This window comes from uncultured Pseudoramibacter sp., assembly GCF_903789625.1.
Taxonomy (GTDB): Bacteria; Bacillota; Clostridia; order Eubacteriales; family Eubacteriaceae; genus Pseudoramibacter; species Pseudoramibacter fermentans.
The window spans coordinates 12,910-29,039 of the sequence record NZ_CAIFFF010000004.1 but is presented as its reverse complement, the minus strand read 5'-3'; the positions used below and the strand labels follow the sequence as shown (position 1 = coordinate 29,039).

The following is a 16,130-nucleotide window of genomic DNA, read 5'->3' as shown; positions in this document are numbered from 1 at the left end:
AAAAAAGCGCCCGAAGGCGCTCACGCATGCAAATCCGTATTCATTCATTTAATCCGACAGGATGTAAAACCCTTCGAGATCGTCTGGAATTTCCAGACGGCCCGAATAATACTGCCGGCCCTCGGCCCCGTAAAGGGCCTTGCGGTCCGTGATGTGGTGATCCTCGGTGTGGTAGAGAATCAGGTTTGGCACCTTCAGCCGTTCGGCCAGCTCGCAGGCGTCCTTAACCGTCGAGTGGTGCTTTTCGTAGGGCTTGTAAGTCTCGCGGTCGCTGTAGCGGCAGAACGCCTCGTGGAGCATCCATTCGCTCCCCGCAGCCAGCTTTTCCGCCGACTTCGGGCACGGCTCGTCGCCGCAGCAGGTCAGGTGCCGCCCGCCGCCCAAATCCATCACAAAGCCGAACTGCTTCGCCTTGGTCGAATGGATGTCGAACACCGTGATCTTGTGACCCGCGCCGTAAAAGCTTTCGCCGTCCTTCAGCGGGATGAGGTGCAGGCGGTCGCCGATGAGGGCGGCCTGCTTCCCCGTCAAAAGGTGGATGCTCATGTACGTAATCAGCTCAATCACCTCGTCGTGGCTGTAAATCGTGAAATCCCCGTCGTACGTCCCCTTGAGCATGTTCATCGTCACCACACGGACGATCCAAATCACCCCGAGGAGATGATCGATGTGCTTGTGGGTAACAAACATCGTGTGCAAGTCATTGACTGCAATGCCGGCTGCGGGCAGCCGCTTCAATATTTCGTTGCCGCCGCCTGCGTCGACCAAGAGGGTCTGACCGTGGTCCTGCACCGCAAAGCAGGTGTTGTAGCATTGGGTCGCGATCGCGTTGCCCGTTCCAAGTACCGTTAATTTCATTTCTATTCTCCAAAAATACACAAAATCAAAATCACCGCCGTGATCAAAATCAAGCAGAAAAAGACGGCCCCGTAGACGAGCTTCTCGACGATTTTCCGGCCCAGTGAAACCTGCCCCTGCTTTCTAAAAGGCAGGTGGTCAAAGGCGCCGGTCCAGTCGAACCACACCTCGATAACTGCCAGCTGGGCGACGAAAAAGGCAATCTGCGTGATGAGATCCTCCGCCGGCCCCGACGAGTTGTCGAAAGTCATCGAGCGGCACAGCGCAAAGGCGAGCATGACGCAGAGCGCCGTGCCGATTCCCTTGAGCCAGCCCCAGTGAGCCGTGTTTTCGATTGGCTTGTCGAATTTTTTCAGCGCGCGGTCCAGCACCGCGATATTGGGGTAGCGGCGCTTCGGATCCAACCGCGTCGCTTTTTCAACGATGTGATGGTAAACCGGTGCGTCGCCAAACATCGCCGCGATGAGCCTGCCGGTGCCGTAGACGTCGGTGCGCACGTCCGACGCCCCAAATCCGTACTGCTCCGGCGCCGCGCTGTCCCGCGTCCCGAGGAGCACTGTATCCCGGGACTGGGCCGGCTTGACCCGTTTCGACGCGTCGTAATCCATCAAAACCGCCCGGCCGCTGTCGGTCACCATGATGTTCTCCGGCTTCACGTCCCGGTGCACAATCGGCGGCGACGCGCTGTGCAGCACCTCGAGGGCGCCGCAGACATCGTGAAGAATCGTCTGTTTCTCCTGCGCGCTCAAATCGCCCCGCCGCAGGCGCTCGCTCAACAATTCACCCTGGACGTACTGCTCGAGGACGACAAAGCGGCCGTCCTCCTGCCAGGCGTCGAATACGGGAACGAGCCGGCTGTCGCGGCAGCCCATCAAAAACTGGTAAACCGACGGGTCGTAATAGGTCAGCTCTTTGCGCAGGAACAGCCGCCCCGACGTCTCGTCGATCACCAGGCTTTGCCCGGGCGTATCGAAATGGTATAATGTTTTGAAGAAAGTATCCCGACACGCGCGATACTGTTTGGTATGGTTCTGATTCATACCGTTATTTTAACATAGTACAAAGGAACTAAGCGATGCCACCGATAAAAAAGACCGAAGAATTGATGAACGTCCTCGTCTCTGCCGACAGCGAGCCCGAGCTGCACGATTATTTGGGCGGACTCGATCCGCTGCCCGCGGATTTCGCGGCCTATTTCACCGCCCTGCCCAAGGTGCAGGCTCTCTCTCGAAACGAATTGATCCGCGAAAGCGGCCTCGACCGGACCTACGCCTACCACATTTTAAACGGCAGCCGCAAGCCAAGCCGAGACAAGATCGTCGCGCTGTCCCTCGCCGCCGGCTTGGATTTAACCGAAACCCAGCGCGGTCTGGAGCTGACCCACGAAGGCATCCTCTACGCGAAGAACCGACGGGACGCCGTGCTGATCTACGCGGTCAAAAATCAGCTGTCTGTCATGGCCGCCAACGAGCTCCTCGCCCAATTCGGCGAAGCGCCGCTGGCATAAAAAAAGCGTGTGAAAAAATTTTTCACACGCGCTTTTTTTACGGTAAGCCTACGCTTCGGGATATCGGTTTTCGAAAATAAATTCCGAGAACGGCCGCTTCGGCACCATGTAATTTTTCTGATTATCCAAATAATATTTGACATCCCCCGACGCCTTTTGGTCCACGATTTTCGAGGTGTGGGTCGGATACCCCAGCGCCACCGCCGAGTGAATGGTCACCCCGTCGGGAATGTGGAGCAATGCCGCAATTTCTGGCCGGTCGATGTTGTCGAGAATGCAGCTGCCCACGCCGTGGCCCCAGGCCGCGAGGGTCAGGTTTGACAGGGCAATGCCCGCGTCGGTATCGGTCCATTTCGTCTTCTTTTCGTAGGTCAGCACCGCGTACATTACCGGATGTTCGCCCGGCTTCGGCGTGCCGAGTTCCTTCGGCAGGTACGCCGCGAAATGGGTGTGCGGGAAAATCGCCTCGACAATTTCGGGATCGGTCACGAACACGCAGCGCAGGGGCTGAAGGTTGCCCGCGGAAGCGGACCAGCGCAGTGCCAGCGCCATATCGTTGATCGCCTTCGCCGGCACCGGCCGGCTTTGATCGAACCGTCTGTAGCTTCTGCGCGATTCGAGCAATTTCATCAAATCCATGTTATTGTCCCCCTTTATTTTCAGGCGCCACCTGTTCTTTTTCGGGCGCCGCCCCATGATCTAAACGCTTTTGACGCCGCAGCCGCTTGAAATGGGCCAGCTCCTTTTCGTGCGCTTCGAGAAAGGCTCTTTCGTCCTGCGCCTCCAGCGCGTCTCGGACCGCTTTGTCCTCTTCCGGCACCACGATGAGCTGTTCAGCCATCAGCCGCTGACGCTGACGCCCCTTTAACGCAAAATAGCCGATGGTGCAGAAAATGAGGGCGCCGATAAAATTGACGAAAAGATCGCTCATCGTGTCGATCAGCCCGATATCCAGGTACCCGTGAATCGGCAGCACCTTGCCGTTGACTATCGTCTGGGTGATGTGGCTGATGGTCTTGACGTGCTGGCCCTTCGACGGGTCGAGAGCGACCGAGTGAATCGCGTGCACCACGGTGTCCTTCTGCATATCCGTCATGAACAGCTGATCCATTGTAAATTCGAAAAATTCCCAGATGACGCCGATCGTCATCGAAAAGCAGAAGGCGACAATGGACACGAAAACCGGCGAAAGCCTGAAAATCGCCCGCTTGTCCGCGTTGAGTAAAAGCACCAGCGAAAAACCGATGGCGGCGCAGACAAAGCCGTTGAGGGTGTGCAGAATCGTGTCCCAGAAGGGAATGCGGGTGTAATATTTGTTGACCTCGCCGAGAATTTCAGCCGCGTAGATGAAGACGTACATGACGATTTCCATCGTCTGCGGAATCACGACCCTGAGCGACGCCTGAACCAGCCCGGGCAGGATCATCAAAAGCAGGGTCAGCACGCAGAGGGCCGCCCCTTCGTAATCGTGCATCGCGACCTGACGGACCATGGCGACGATCACGAGAATCCGCAAAATCCAGAGCACCCTCCTGCTGCGGGTGTCGCGCAAACTCTGGTCGCGCATGGCCTGATTGATCTCTTTCAGCCGGGATTCGCCGTTTTCAGATGTCTCGGGATAAGGATGGCGGGTCCGCACATCCCGTTCGCGTTTCTTTTTCACAAAAACCTTCCCCTATTGTCATTGATTTCATGGAATAATTTTATTATAGCACATTCGCGGAAAACCCACCCAAATAAAAAAACCGCCTTTCGGCGGCTCATAAGGAAAAGAAATGAAAAAGACATGTTAGCAGAAATCGACTTAACAGCCGATACAACGCCTTTTTCTTGGCAATTTCATTATAGCATAATCGGGAAAATTTTCAAATTTTTTAGACACTTTTAATAAAAATGACGGGTTTTTGCCAGATTTTCTATTTTCACTTAATTTCTGATAAATTTCATCACTGGGCTGTGCCCGCCGCGCCGTTACGCCATCCATCCCCGCTTGCGGAAAAGCGCCGCCGCCTTTTCGTAGGCCGGCACCGGCACGCCGCACCGCTTCGCCATGCGCAGCACCTCGGCCACAAGGCCGTCCATCTCGGAAACGTGCCCGGCCATCACGTCCCGCTGCATCGACGTGCCATTGTTCGGATCGAGAGACGCGACGATCTCGAGGTTGCACTCGACGATGTCGTCGGGCAGCGGCGTCCCCATCGCCTCGCCGATGGCGCAGATTTCCCGCATCAGCTCGACGAGCATGTCCCGCGGCTTTCCAGGCGTGCGGAAGCCGCCGGAAGTCACGTCGTAATAGAGGCTGGCCGTCCCGACCGGCGAAATGTAGCAGAATTTTTCGAGGGCTTCCTCCTCGATGTGGTCGCTGAGCTTCCCTTCAATCCCGCAGGCGTCGAGCTCCGCCGCGATGGCTTCCAGCACCGGCCGCTTTTCCTGATCCTGCCGTGGCCCGAACACGATGCGCATGATTTTGCCAAACTGGAAAATCTGCCCCGGCTTTTCCTTCGAGGCCGCCACGTAAATGCAGCCGTCCAAAATATACTTGTCCGGCAGCTTCTGCTGAAGCATCCGACCGGTGCCGTAGATGTTGAGAATCGGAATGACGACGGTGTGGGCATTGGCCGCTTGTGCGATAATTGGCAGCGCGCTTTCGATCGAATACCATTTGAAGCAGACGAAGATCACGTCGTAGGGCCCGCCGCAGTTTTCCGCCGTAACCGCCTTCACCGGCACCGCGTCGACCGCGTCATCCCACTGTGTGTGCACCTTCAAGCCTTCGTTTAGAATTTTTTCAAGGTGTGCCCCTCTGGCGATCAGTGTGACGTCCTGTCCACCTTTGGCCAGCTTGTAGGCAATCATGCCGCCCGTTCCGCCGGCGCCGACGACTAAATACTGCATTGTGACCCCTCCTATCGCATTTCTATGTTTTTCTTTAATTTTATCACAGCCCGGTGCAAAATGCCTCGGTTCTGTGTTAAAATTGTTCTAAATAATAAACAATGGAGTGCGCAATATGAAAGACCCAGCTGATTCCAACTTAGACCAACACCAGCCGATTTTATCCTTTCTCGAATTCGACGAAAACAACCCGGACGCCAAAGCCGCTGACGATTCTGAAGCGGGCAAGGCAGAAGCCAAGGCCGCCGCGCGGGAAAAGAAGTGTCAGATCCTGACCGACGCCTACCTGACCAGCCGCGGTCTGGACGACATGCAGGCGTACGCCGAACAGACCCGAGCCATCGCGCGGGAGCTCGTCGGCGCCACGCAGATGAAACCGGCAAAAAAGGGCGAAAAAAAGCAGGCCCAGAAGGCCGCAGAACGCGCCAATCTCAAAGCTGTCGTCGAACAAAACTGGCTCTTAATCCAGCAAAACGACACGCTGATCGCCACCCTGCACCAGCTCGATCAGGATTTGCGCACAGCGACCCGTTACATTGCCGGAAAAATGGATTCTCCGGACAAATAATTCTTAGAAAGCACAACACGATGAAAATTAAAAACGCAGAAATGGAAGACGATATTAACCGCGTCACCAACATGCTGATGCTGGATTACAGCGAAAACAAAAAAATCGATCAGCTGATGCCCTACACCCACCCAGACAAGGAAACCGTCATCTCGCTGATCCGTCACCTGATGATCCTGGTTTACCCGGGCTACTACCGCAACAAAGTGTACCACGGCTACACCCGCCGCACCAACGTGCAGATGATCCTCGAGGATGTGGTCTACAACCTGATTCAACAGATCAAAATGACCCTGCCCTACCTTGAAGACAACAAAGACCTCAACGACGAGGCGTTAACCAAAAAGGCCAAAAAGCTGACCTTCGCCTACCTCGAAAAGCTGCCCGCCATCCGCGCCTACACCGAAACCGACGTTCAGGCGGCCTACGACGGCGATCCGGCGGCCTTCAACAAGGATGAAATCATCTTCTCCTACCCCGGCCTCTACGCGACCCTCGTCAATCGGCTGGCCCACGGCCTCTACGAGCTCGGCGTGCCGATTCTGCCCCGGATGATGACGGAAATCGCCCACAACATGACGGGCATCGACATCCACCCCGGCGCCACCATCGGTAAATACTTCTTCATCGACCACGGCACCGGCATCGTCATCGGCGAAACCACCGTCATTGGCGACAACGTCAAGATATACCAGGGCGTGACCCTCGGCGCGCTCTCCACCAAGGGCGGCCAGAATCTTAAAAACGTGAAGCGCCACCCGACCATCGGCGACAACGTCACGGTGTACGCCGGCGCGTCCATTCTCGGCGGCGAAACCGTCATCGGTGAAGGCTCGGTCATCGGCGGCAGCTGCTTCATTACGACCTCGATTCCGCCCCACGCCCGGGTCTCGATTAAAAATCAGGAGCTGTCCATCAACTATCCGAAATCCGACGCCAATGATGCCGCTGAACCGAAGGACGTCCCGCTGGACAACCGCTGGTTTTACATGATTTAAACGCCAAAACAGCCGATGCGAATCTAATAACAGGGATCCGCATCGGCTGTCTGTTTTTAATTTGATTTGAAAGGATAAGCCATGCACGAAATGAGCACCGTCGTGCGCTTCGTCTCCGCCGCCCTCGAGGAGGCGGAACGCCGCGGCATCACCGAAATTGAAAGCATCACCGTCGACGTCGGCGAAATGACCGACATCGTCCCCGACTACCTCCTCCGTTACTACCCCGCCGCTGTGAAGGGCACACTGCTGGAGGGGTCGCGTCTCGTCGTTCACGTCGTCCCGGTCGAGGCCGAATGCGCCGCCTGCGGCACCCGCTTTCACCCAGACAGGACCAACGATTACCGCTGCCCGGCCTGCGGCAGCGCCAAGGCGAAGCTGATCCAAGGCAAATCCACGGTGCTGCGGTCGATCGCGGTGAAAACCCCTTAAATCTTCTTTTTCGCCTGCGCCGTCAGCCAGTCGGCCCATTCCTGGACGCCTTCTCCGGTTTTTGCCGACATGAAAAAGATTTTCGCGTCGGGCCGAAGGGCGAGGATGCGCGCGCGCGCAGCCTCCCGGTCAAAGTCGAAGGCCGGCTCGGTGTCGATCTTATTGATCAGCACCACCGGACAGACCCGAAACATCAGCGGGTATTTCAGCGGCTTGTCGTCGCCCTCGGGCACCGAAAGAATTTCAACGTTGAGGTCCGCGCCAACGTCGTTTTCCGCCGGACAGACCAGATTGCCCACATTTTCTAAAAAGACGAGATCGACAGGCACCTCGCCAAAAGCGGCCAGTCCCTGTGCTGTCATCGCCGCGTCCATCGCGCACTCGCCGCCGGTGTGCACCTGCACCGCGTGGAGTCCAGCCGCCTGCATCTGCTCCGCGTCGACCTGCGCCGCGATATCCGCCTCCATCACGCCGAGCCGAAACCGGCTGCAGAGGGCCTCCGCCGTTTTCAGCAGCACGCTGGTCTTACCGGCGCCAGGTGAGGCCATCACGTTGACGAGGTAGCGGTGCCGTTTTGCGTTGTCTTCCCGAATCTGCTGCGCGGCCGCGTCATTTTCCTGGCTGAGATCCCGGCCGATCTCGATCACTTCAATTTTTCTGCTCATCTGCTTTTCCTTTCCACCCTTCGATTTGTTCGGCGAGCCACGTCACCCATTCCGCGACGCCTTCGCCGGTTTTCGCCGACAGGAAGAAAATCGGCACCCCCGGATGGATGCGGTGCACGTAATCGGCAAAACGCCCTCGATCGAAATCGAAATACGCTGCTGTGTCCACCTTGCTGACGCAGACTGCGTCGACCTGTTCGAACATCAGCGGGTACTTCAAGGGCTTGTCATCCCCTTCAGGCACCGATAAAATGGCGGCGCAGGCCGAGGCGCCGGTGTCAAATTCCGCCGGACACACCAAATTGCCGACGTTCTCGAGGATCACGACGTCGAAAGCGTCTCCCAGCGCCGAAAGCCCCTGTCTGGACATCGCCGCGTCCAAATGGCACATGCCGCCGGTGTGGAGCTGGACGCTCTCGATGCCGCTGGCTAAGAGCGCCGCCGCGTCCACGTCGGAATCGATGTCGGCCTCCATCACGCCGACGCGGTAACGCGGTTGAAGCCATTTCGCCGTTTCGCGAATCAGCGTCGTCTTGCCCGATCCCGGAGACGACATCAGATTGAGATAAAACACGCCCTTTGATTTGAGCGCCGCTCTCAACGCGTCCGCCTCACGGCCGTTGTCATCGAGGATTTGCTTTTTGAGCGCAATTGTTTTGACCTTCTGCACCTTCCGCTCCTTTGCTAACAAATTCTCGGCAGGCCTTCGCCCCGCAGGACGTCGATATTCCGCCGGCCGCCGACGGCGGTCTCGACGACGACCTGTCCCGGCTCACCGGCGGACACCCTGCCGACGACCGCCGCGTGGGCGCCGTAGGCGCTGGCCCGAATCAGTCTAAGGGCCTCGTCCGCGTCAGATTCCGGCACCATCACAGCCATCTTGCCTTCATTGCCCATGTAGAGCGGGTCCAGCCCGAGCAGGCCGCAGAAATCCCGCACCTTCGGCGTGACCGGCAGGCCGCTTTCTTTAAGCTCAAAGGTCAGCCCCGACGTTTCGGCCATTTCTTTCAGAATCGTAGCAAGGCCGCCCCGAGTGATGTCCCGCATCGCGTGAACCGTTACGTCAGATGTCATCAGCGCCCGCACCATCTCCACCAGCGGCGCGCAGTCGCTGGCGATGTCCGTGTCGATCGACAGGCGCTCGCTCAATATGGCCGCGTGATGCTCGCCAAGGTTGCCCGACAAAATGATCACGTCCCCCGGCTGAATCTGTCTTGCGCCGATTTCGCGGCCCTGCGCAAAACCGATGCCGGCTGTGTTGATGTAGAGCCCACCGCCGCCTTCCACGACCTTCGTATCTCCCGCGACAATCGTGACGCCGGCTTCCTTCGCCGTCGCGGCCATCGACGCCGCGATGCATTTTAGTTCTTCGACCAAAAGACCGGTCTCGAGAATAAAGCCACAGGTCAAATATTTCGGCACTGCGCCCCGCATCAGTAGGTCGTTGACGGTCCCGCAGACCGATAAGCGGCCGATGTCGCCGCCGTTAAAAAAAAGCGGATCGACGACAAAGCTGTCCGTCGTCACCGCAATCTCACCGGCCCCCGGCACCACGGCGCTGTCTTCCATCTGCGCCAGCACCGGATTGTCGAAGGCCTTGGCAAAAATCCCGTCGATGAGCGCAGCAGTCGCGGCGCCGCCGCTGCCGTGCGCTGTCGTAATCACTGTCTGTTCCATTGATCTCCTGTCCTTTTAATTCTGATTGTAAACCGAAAGGCAATTGCCCTCCGCCGAAACCATGCAGGCGCCTTGCGGATGCAGCGGCGTGCAGGCCGTCTTAAACAGCGGGCAGTCTTGGGGCGCAATCGCCCCTCTAAGCACCTCGCCGCACCGGCAGGCCGCATTCATCGGGTGGTCGTGCTGAAGGGCCCGGCTGCCCATGTCAAAGCGCTGAACCGCCGGTTTTAAAAACAAGCCGGAACCGGGAATGACACCGATGCCCCGCCAGAGGGCGTCCCCCGGCTCGAAGTATTTCGCGACAAGGGCCTGGGCCTTCACATTGCCCGTCGGCGTCACGGCTTCGGGGTAGAAATTCATCACGGTGCCTCTGCCGCGGGCGCGGACGATGCCGTCGATCGCGTAGAGCAGATGCATGCCGGAAAAGCCGGCGACCCCAAAGGGCAGCTGATAAGCTTCAGCCAGCGGTTTGAAGGCGTCCGACCCGATCACCACCGCGACGTGGCCCGGCGCGATCAGCCCCTGCACGTCCGCGCCGCCCGCGCACAGCGCGTCGATGACCGGCGGCATGGTTTTGAGCGCCGTCAAAAATCGAATGTTCTCAATATGGGCCTCGACGATTTGGTCGAGAAGCAGCGCGTAAACTGGCGCCGTCGTCTCGAAGCCCACCGCCGCAAAGATGAAGGTCGTCGCAGGTTCCGCCTGCGCCATCGCGAGGATATCGAAGGGCGAGTAGACCATCTCGGCGCGGCCGCCCGCGTTTTTCGCCTGCATCAGCGTGCCTGCGCTGCCGGGCACCCGCAGCAGATCCCCAAAGGTCACGACGCAGGTGTTCTCTTCCTGTGAGAGCGCGATCAGCCGATCGATGTAATCCGTCGGCGTCACGCAGACCGGACAGCCCGGCCCGGCGACGAGCTCGATCTGCTTTGAAAGCAGCCCGGGAATGCCGTTCTTGACGATCGCCGCCGTGTGGCTGCCGCACACCTCCATGATCCGCATCCTCGGCCCGTCGTAGGCCTTCAGCCGCGCCTTAACCGCCGCGAGCGCCTCATCCGACATCGCCGAGCTCCTTAAATAAGCGTTCCAATTCCGCGGCCTCTTCCTCGCGCATTTTCTGCAGCACGCAGCCGGCGTGCACCAGTACCTTGTCACCCGGTGCCACGTCGACCAGCCCCGTCTTCGCCCGCACGCGGTTGCCGCTGAAATCCACGACGGCCGAATCGCCGTCACACGAGATCACCGTACCTGGCAATGCCACGCACATTTAATCGCCCTCCTTTTTCGCTTCAGCCGCCTGAGCCGCTTTCGCAGCCTTGGCCGCCTGGGCCTTTTTCAGCGCTTCCGCTTTTTTCTTCGCCAAGGCTTCCTTCTTCGCTTTTTCCGCAGCCATGACCTCCGGTGATTTCTGATAAGTCGCTGCCTGTTTTTCGGTGCCTGGCTTCTGATGGCCGTTGACGACCTTCAGGCAGTGCTTCGGGCAGTTGACCGTACAATACCCGCAGACGATGCAGTCGAAGCGGTTAATCGTCCAGGTCCCGGCGTTTTTGTCAACCGCGAGGCATTCCGTCGGGCAGTTTCTCACGCAGAGGCTGCAGGAAATGCACTGATCGATGTCGATCTCGATATGGCCGCGGCTGCGCGCCGGATAGTCGATGGGTGCGTCGGGGTATTTCGTGGTGACCGGCTTGGAGGTTAAATTTTTCAGCGCCGTCTTTGCAAATGTAAAAAAGTGTGCCATTTTCTCACCTACCGTTCTGTACAGCTGATGCATGGATCGATCGTCAATATCATCAGCGGCACGTCCGCGTAATCCGCGTTCTTGAGCATTTCGCAGAGCCCCGGCAGATTGGCGAAGGTCGGTGTGCGGATGCGCATCCGATTGACGAATTTCTTTCCTGTTCCGCGGACGTAGTAAATGGCCTCGCCCCGGGGCTGTTCGATCCGCGCAAAGCATTCGCCGTCCGGGTTCCCCTTGACCTTCGCGGCGAGCTCGCTGTCGGGGATTTTCGCGGCCGCCTGACGGATTAGGTCGATGGATTGGAAAATTTCTCTGATGCGCACGTCGCACCGCGCGTAGCAGTCGCCGTCGTTGCTGATGACCGGCTCAAAATCCAAATCGGGATAAGCCTCGTAGCCGAGCTTGCGCATGTCGACCTTAAAGCCGCTGGCCCGCGCGAAGGGGCCGACGCTCCCGCAGGCGTGAATCTGCCGCTTCGTCATGACGCCGACGCCCACCGTCCGCGACTGAACCGTGTAGTCCAGCATGAAGGTCTTCTGAATTTCATGCACTTCCGTCTCGACCTCGGCGAGCACGTCGAGAAAATGCTTCAGCATCTCCGCGTCCATGTCCTTGAGCACGCCGCCAATCTGGTTCACCGAGAAAATGACCCGGCCGCCGGTGGACAGCTCGATCAAATCCAGAATTTTTTCGCGGATGCGCCAGCACTGATAAAACAAGCTTTCAAAGCCGAAGGCGTCAGCCATCAGCCCCAGCCACAGCAGGTGGCTGTGAAGCCTGGAGGTTTCGCCCCAGATCGTGCGCAGGTATTTGGCGCGCGGCGGCACCTCGATGTTCATGATCTGCTCCACCGCTTCGCAATAGCCCATGCCGTGCTGGAAGCTGCAGATGCCGCAGGTCCGTTCCGCGACGTAGACCATTTCTTTGAAGTCCCGCTTGTCGACGAGGCCCTCGAGTCCGCGGTGAATGAAGCCCACCGACGGGATGACCCCGACGACCTTTTCGTCGTCGAGCACCAGATCCAGATGGATCGGCTCCGGCAGCACGGGATGCTGGGGCCCGAAGGGCACGATGTTGCGCTTGTGTTTTCTCGCCATCATTCATCCTCGCTTTCCGGACCGAAGGGCGTCTTTTCTTCAATGCGGTAGAATTTGTCCTTGTAGTCCATGCTGATGTTTTCGACCTTGACGCCGAACAATTCCTTCATTTCGTTTTCGTAAAAGACCGCGCTCGGGTAGATCGGCGTGATGCTCGGCACCTCGACGTCCTTGTCGATGACGACCCGCAATGTCAGGAGCAGGTAGTTGCCGTCGTTGGCAAAGGTGTAGCTGAGCTCAAACTGCTCGTTCACCCACGCCGCGCAGATTTGACAGACCCGCATCCCGCGCTTTCGAATCGCGATGACCTCGGGCAGCAGTTCTGCGATGGTGATGGTCTTCTGCTCTGGTTCTTTTTTAATGATGACCGCCATTGGCCGCTCCTTTCTTTTTCTGTTCGTGTTCGTCCGACCGCTTCTGGAACAAATCGACTGCCTGAATAATCCCGTCGATGATCGCCTGGGGCCGCGCCGCGCACCCCGGCACGTAAATGTCCACCGGAATGACCTTGTCGGCGCCACCGAGAATGTTGTAGCAGTCCTTGAAGATGCCGCCAGTGCACGCACAGGTGCCGACCGCGACCACGACCTTTGGCCGGGGCATCTGCTGGTACAGCTGTTCCACCACGCTTCTGTTCTGGGTGTTGATGCCCCCGGTGATCAGAAAGATATCCGCCTGGAGGGGGTCGCCCGTGTTCACCACGCCGAAGCGCTCCGCGTCGTAAACCGGCGTCAGACACGCCAGGGTTTCAATATCGCAGCCGTTGCAGCTGGAACCGTCGTAATGCAGCAGCCACGGCGATTTTTTTACTTTTGCCATAAATTTGCCTCCTTCCCTCAACTAGCGGATCAGCATCAAAATCAGCAGGTTGACGCCCGCCGCCAAAAGGGTCATGGCCCAGGTCCATTTGAGCATGGCGCCGTATTTCACGCGGGCGGCGCTGTTGTCGATTAAAATTTCCAGGAAATAGACCGCCAGAATGATGATAGCGGCCAGCACAAAGCTCCACCACTGCTGATTGATGACGAACAGCGCAACGAATCCGAGCAAATAGACCACTTCGTACCATTCCGCGATGGTGTAAATCGCGAGGTTGCGTGCGCCCATTTCCGTCGTGACCCCTTTGACCAGCTCCTGATGAGCGTGGTGCGAGGTGCTGACGTCAAAGGGCGATTTGCGCATTTTGATGGTCAGGATGAAGACGAAGGCGATAAAGAACCCCGGCAGTCTCGTGATCATGACCATGTCTGAATGGATAATCCCGCTGACGTTGAAGGTGCCCGAGGCCATGTAGAAGCCGACACAGGCGAGGATCACGGCCGGTTCGTAGGTCATGATCTGGATCAGCTCGCGGGACGCGGCGATCGAATTGTAGGGCGACCCCGTGATGACCGCCGTGAAGTACAGAAACAGCGACGCCGTCGACAGGACGAAGACGCTCATCAAGATGTCGTTGCCGGCGAAGAAGATGCACCCCGAAAAGACCATCAGGAGCAGATACGAATAGAGCATGGCCGCCTGAGAACTGTTGATAACGCCGACGATCTGCTTGGCGAAAAGCTTTCTCACGTCGTAAAAGGGCTGCAGCAGCGGCGGGCCCACACGCCCCTGCATCCGGGCTGAGATTTTCCGGTCGAGCCCGTCGAGCAGACCACCGACCAGCGGCGCCAGCAGAATATACGCAGCTACGCCGATTATTTTTTCAATCATAAGACGCCTCCAATTACCACACAGATCATGATGATCAGTACAGCCGCTGCAAAGATCTGGCTGTACCGCATCATGCGATCGGCCTGGATGAAATCTTCAAAATAATAATTGACCAGCCAGATTTTCTTCTTGTCGCCCATCGCGTCGATGAAGCGCTTGTTGTTGCCGGCGTTGATGCCGCTCATGTACGAGAGCTTCATGTTCATCTTGAGGTTGCGGGTGTAGACCATCGACAGCATCGGGATGGCGAAGACGAAGCAGATCGTAACCACCAGCATGATCAAAATCGACGTGGACAGCACGTCGGTATAGGTGCCGAACATTTCGACCAAAAGCGGATCCACGTAGGCCTTCGAGATCAGCGGCAGCAGCACGCACAGCGCGATCATCAGCACGGCATGCACCGTCAAGGACAGCACTTCTTCTGGGAACATGTGGTCCGATTCCTTTTGGCCGCTGCGGTGGCTGAAGGCGATGAGCTTGCCCATCCATTTGGTCCAGTAAAAGCCCGTCGTGGCCGATCCAAAGGCAATGAACAGCACGAGGATGATGTTGTTGTTGTCCACAGCCGCCTTCAGCGCCGACCATTTGGAAATGAGCATGCCGAAAGGCGCCAGGTACATCCCGGCAATCCCGACGAACATGAAAATCGCCAAACGGGGCAGGCGGTACATCAGCCCGTGCATGTCTTCAATATTTCGGCTGCCGGTGGCATTTTCTGTGGCCCCCACATCCTGGAACAACAGCGATTTGGATACGGCGTGGAACAGCATCAAAAAGATGCCGGCCCATATCGTTTCGGGCCGTCCGACACCGGCGCAGGCCACCATCAGGCCGAGATTCGAGATCGTGGACAGTGCGAGCACCTTTTTGGCGTCCCGCTGGGAAATCGCCATGATTGAGGCCATGAAAAACGTAAAGCCGCCGACCAGGGACACCATCATCCCCGTCGTCGTCCCCGGCATCGCCGGCGCCAGCCGAAACAGCATGTAGATGCCGGCCTTGACCATCGTCGCGCTGTGCAGCAGTGCAGACGACGGCGTCGGTGCGACCATCGCGCCCATCAGCCACGTCGAGAAGGGCAGCTGCGCCGCTTTTGTCAGCGCCGCAAAGGCAATCAGCGCGATCGGAATAATAGCGATGACCCTGCCGGCCGTGCCGAGGCTGATCAAATACTGCAGCGACACGTTGCCTCCGCGATAAGCCAGATAGACGATGCCAACAGCCAGCGCCGTCCCGCCGAGGAGATTCATCCACAGCGCGCGGAACGAGTTGGTGATCGCCTCATCGGTTTTCGTGTAGCCGATGAGCAGGAACGAACAAACCGAGGTGATTTCCCAGAACAAATCGATCCAGAGCAGGCTCGACGACAGCACAAAGCCGAACATCGCACCCAAAAAGAGAAAAAGCACCATGAAAAAATAATTTTTCCGGTTGACGAATTCGGTGTGATGTTCGTGGTAGCCTTCCATATAGCCCACCGCGTAAACGACGATGAGCACGCCGATGATCCCGACGATCAGACACATCAAAATCGACAGATGGTCGACGTAAATGGCGTTGACCTCAGCAAGCGCCGGCCCCTTTAATTCCAGATAGGTGATCATCCCCGTCGGCACGATGGCCAGCAGGCTGATGATGCCCCTGTGGTATTTAAAACACAAAATCGTCACGATGACCGCCAACACGATTTCGCCGGCTAGAATCAAATGATCGATCCATTCCGCCGGGTCGTAGGCTTTGATGACCTGCATGCCGCCGGCGCACCAGCGGACCGTCAGGCACAGCGCCGCCGCCGTGATCACTGCCCCACAGACGTAGGTCACCCGGCCGCGCACCTTATCGTTTCGAATCAGGTACATGATCGGCGCGACGATCAGCGGAAAACAAATGAGAAAAATTGCCACTCCCATAAATAAGGTCCTCCTATCCCCCCTATTTTTATGTTTGCTACTCGTTTTCAATGTCATTATTATCATACCACA

The 16,130-nt window shown here is 57.7% G+C and carries 21 protein-coding genes; 4 read left to right on the top strand and 17 right to left on the bottom strand.

What is annotated here, in order from left to right; genetic code table 11:
* Positions 1-48 precede the first annotated feature (48 nt).
* Together QZX60_RS03440 and QZX60_RS03435 are read right to left on the bottom strand one after the other, a co-directional pair.
* A complete protein-coding gene (locus QZX60_RS03440) occupies positions 49-858 on the bottom strand; it encodes an MBL fold metallo-hydrolase (RefSeq protein ID WP_295361461.1) in 810 nt (269 codons plus the stop codon).
* 2 nt (positions 859-860) lie between these two features.
* Positions 861-1,898, bottom strand: coding sequence for a protein kinase (locus QZX60_RS03435; protein WP_295361459.1), 1,038 nt, complete (start codon positions 1,896-1,898; stop codon positions 861-863).
* A gap of 35 nt (positions 1,899-1,933) precedes the next feature.
* On the opposite strand from QZX60_RS03435, the gene QZX60_RS03430 reads away from it, so the two are divergent.
* Positions 1,934-2,365, top strand: a complete 432-nt coding sequence (locus QZX60_RS03430; protein ID WP_295361458.1) for a helix-turn-helix transcriptional regulator — start codon at positions 1,934-1,936, stop codon at positions 2,363-2,365.
* Positions 2,366-2,413: 48 nt separating this feature from the next.
* Here the strand turns inward: QZX60_RS03430 and QZX60_RS03425 are convergent, their stop codons facing one another.
* The 4 genes from QZX60_RS03425 to QZX60_RS03410 form a co-directional block, all read right to left on the bottom strand.
* Complete coding sequence (locus QZX60_RS03425) at positions 2,414-3,004, bottom strand: nitroreductase family protein (RefSeq protein WP_295361457.1); 591 nt, start codon at positions 3,002-3,004, stop codon at positions 2,414-2,416.
* 1 nt (position 3,005) lies between these two features.
* Positions 3,006-4,028: a hypothetical protein gene (locus QZX60_RS03420; RefSeq protein WP_295361455.1), complete on the bottom strand. Its 1,023-nt coding sequence runs from the start codon at positions 4,026-4,028 to the stop codon at positions 3,006-3,008.
* A gap of 141 nt (positions 4,029-4,169) precedes the next feature.
* Positions 4,170-4,349, bottom strand: a complete 180-nt coding sequence (locus tag QZX60_RS03415; protein WP_295361453.1) for a hypothetical protein — start codon at positions 4,347-4,349, stop codon at positions 4,170-4,172.
* Positions 4,337-5,260 (bottom strand): ketopantoate reductase family protein, encoded by a 924-nt coding sequence (locus QZX60_RS03410; protein WP_295361452.1) that lies wholly within the window; start codon positions 5,258-5,260, stop codon positions 4,337-4,339. The genes QZX60_RS03415 and QZX60_RS03410 overlap by 13 nt, the downstream gene beginning before the upstream one ends.
* Positions 5,261-5,375: 115 nt before the next feature.
* On the opposite strand from QZX60_RS03410, the gene QZX60_RS03405 reads away from it, so the two are divergent.
* The 3 genes from QZX60_RS03405 (at position 5,376) to QZX60_RS03395 (ending at position 7,258) form a co-directional block, all read left to right on the top strand.
* Complete coding sequence (locus QZX60_RS03405) at positions 5,376-5,828, top strand: hypothetical protein (protein WP_295361450.1); 453 nt, start codon at positions 5,376-5,378, stop codon at positions 5,826-5,828.
* Between the two features lie 20 nt (positions 5,829-5,848).
* A complete protein-coding gene (epsC, locus tag QZX60_RS03400) occupies positions 5,849-6,826 on the top strand; it encodes a serine O-acetyltransferase EpsC (RefSeq protein WP_295361448.1) in 978 nt (325 codons plus the stop codon).
* Positions 6,827-6,907: 81 nt separating this feature from the next.
* The gene (locus QZX60_RS03395; RefSeq protein ID WP_295361446.1) at positions 6,908-7,258 is read left to right on the top strand and encodes a hydrogenase maturation nickel metallochaperone HypA; all 351 of its coding nucleotides are present in this window, start codon (positions 6,908-6,910) and stop codon (positions 7,256-7,258) included.
* Here QZX60_RS03395 and hypB (QZX60_RS03390) read toward each other — a convergent pair.
* The 11 genes from hypB (QZX60_RS03390) to QZX60_RS03340 are packed head-to-tail and all read right to left on the bottom strand — an operon-like array spanning position 7,255 to position 16,058.
* Positions 7,255-7,923, bottom strand: coding sequence for a hydrogenase nickel incorporation protein HypB (gene hypB / locus QZX60_RS03390; RefSeq protein ID WP_295361444.1), 669 nt, complete (start codon positions 7,921-7,923; stop codon positions 7,255-7,257). The genes QZX60_RS03395 and hypB (QZX60_RS03390) overlap by 4 nt on opposite strands.
* Positions 7,907-8,593, bottom strand: a complete 687-nt coding sequence (gene hypB, locus QZX60_RS03385; protein ID WP_295361441.1) for a hydrogenase nickel incorporation protein HypB — start codon at positions 8,591-8,593, stop codon at positions 7,907-7,909. The genes hypB (QZX60_RS03390) and hypB (QZX60_RS03385) overlap by 17 nt, the downstream gene beginning before the upstream one ends.
* A gap of 14 nt (positions 8,594-8,607) precedes the next feature.
* A complete protein-coding gene (gene hypE, locus QZX60_RS03380) occupies positions 8,608-9,600 on the bottom strand; it encodes a hydrogenase expression/formation protein HypE (RefSeq protein ID WP_295361438.1) in 993 nt (330 codons plus the stop codon).
* A 15-nt stretch (positions 9,601-9,615) separates the two neighbouring features.
* The gene (gene hypD, locus QZX60_RS03375; RefSeq protein ID WP_295361436.1) at positions 9,616-10,659 is read right to left on the bottom strand and encodes a hydrogenase formation protein HypD; all 1,044 of its coding nucleotides are present in this window, start codon (positions 10,657-10,659) and stop codon (positions 9,616-9,618) included.
* Entirely contained in the window at positions 10,649-10,864 is a 216-nt protein-coding gene (locus QZX60_RS03370) for a HypC/HybG/HupF family hydrogenase formation chaperone (RefSeq protein WP_295361434.1), read from the bottom strand. Before QZX60_RS03370 ends, hypD begins: the two co-directional genes overlap by 11 nt.
* A complete protein-coding gene (locus QZX60_RS03365) occupies positions 10,865-11,338 on the bottom strand; it encodes a 4Fe-4S dicluster domain-containing protein (protein WP_295361431.1) in 474 nt (157 codons plus the stop codon).
* Positions 11,339-11,346: 8 nt separating this feature from the next.
* The gene (locus QZX60_RS03360) at positions 11,347-12,438 is read right to left on the bottom strand and encodes a nickel-dependent hydrogenase large subunit (protein WP_295361428.1); all 1,092 of its coding nucleotides are present in this window, start codon (positions 12,436-12,438) and stop codon (positions 11,347-11,349) included.
* Positions 12,435-12,809: an NADH-quinone oxidoreductase subunit C gene (locus tag QZX60_RS03355; RefSeq protein ID WP_295361426.1), complete on the bottom strand. Its 375-nt coding sequence runs from the start codon at positions 12,807-12,809 to the stop codon at positions 12,435-12,437. Before QZX60_RS03355 ends, QZX60_RS03360 begins: the two co-directional genes overlap by 4 nt.
* A complete protein-coding gene (nuoB, locus tag QZX60_RS03350; protein WP_295361424.1) occupies positions 12,793-13,254 on the bottom strand; it encodes an NADH-quinone oxidoreductase subunit B family protein in 462 nt (153 codons plus the stop codon). Before nuoB ends, QZX60_RS03355 begins: the two co-directional genes overlap by 17 nt.
* A gap of 21 nt (positions 13,255-13,275) precedes the next feature.
* On the bottom strand, positions 13,276-14,145 hold the full coding sequence (locus QZX60_RS03345) for a respiratory chain complex I subunit 1 family protein (RefSeq protein ID WP_295361422.1): 870 nt from the start codon (positions 14,143-14,145) through the stop codon (positions 13,276-13,278).
* Positions 14,142-16,058: an NADH-quinone oxidoreductase subunit L gene (locus QZX60_RS03340; RefSeq protein WP_295361419.1), complete on the bottom strand. Its 1,917-nt coding sequence runs from the start codon at positions 16,056-16,058 to the stop codon at positions 14,142-14,144. The genes QZX60_RS03345 and QZX60_RS03340 overlap by 4 nt, the downstream gene beginning before the upstream one ends.
* Positions 16,059-16,130: the final 72 nt, after the last annotated feature.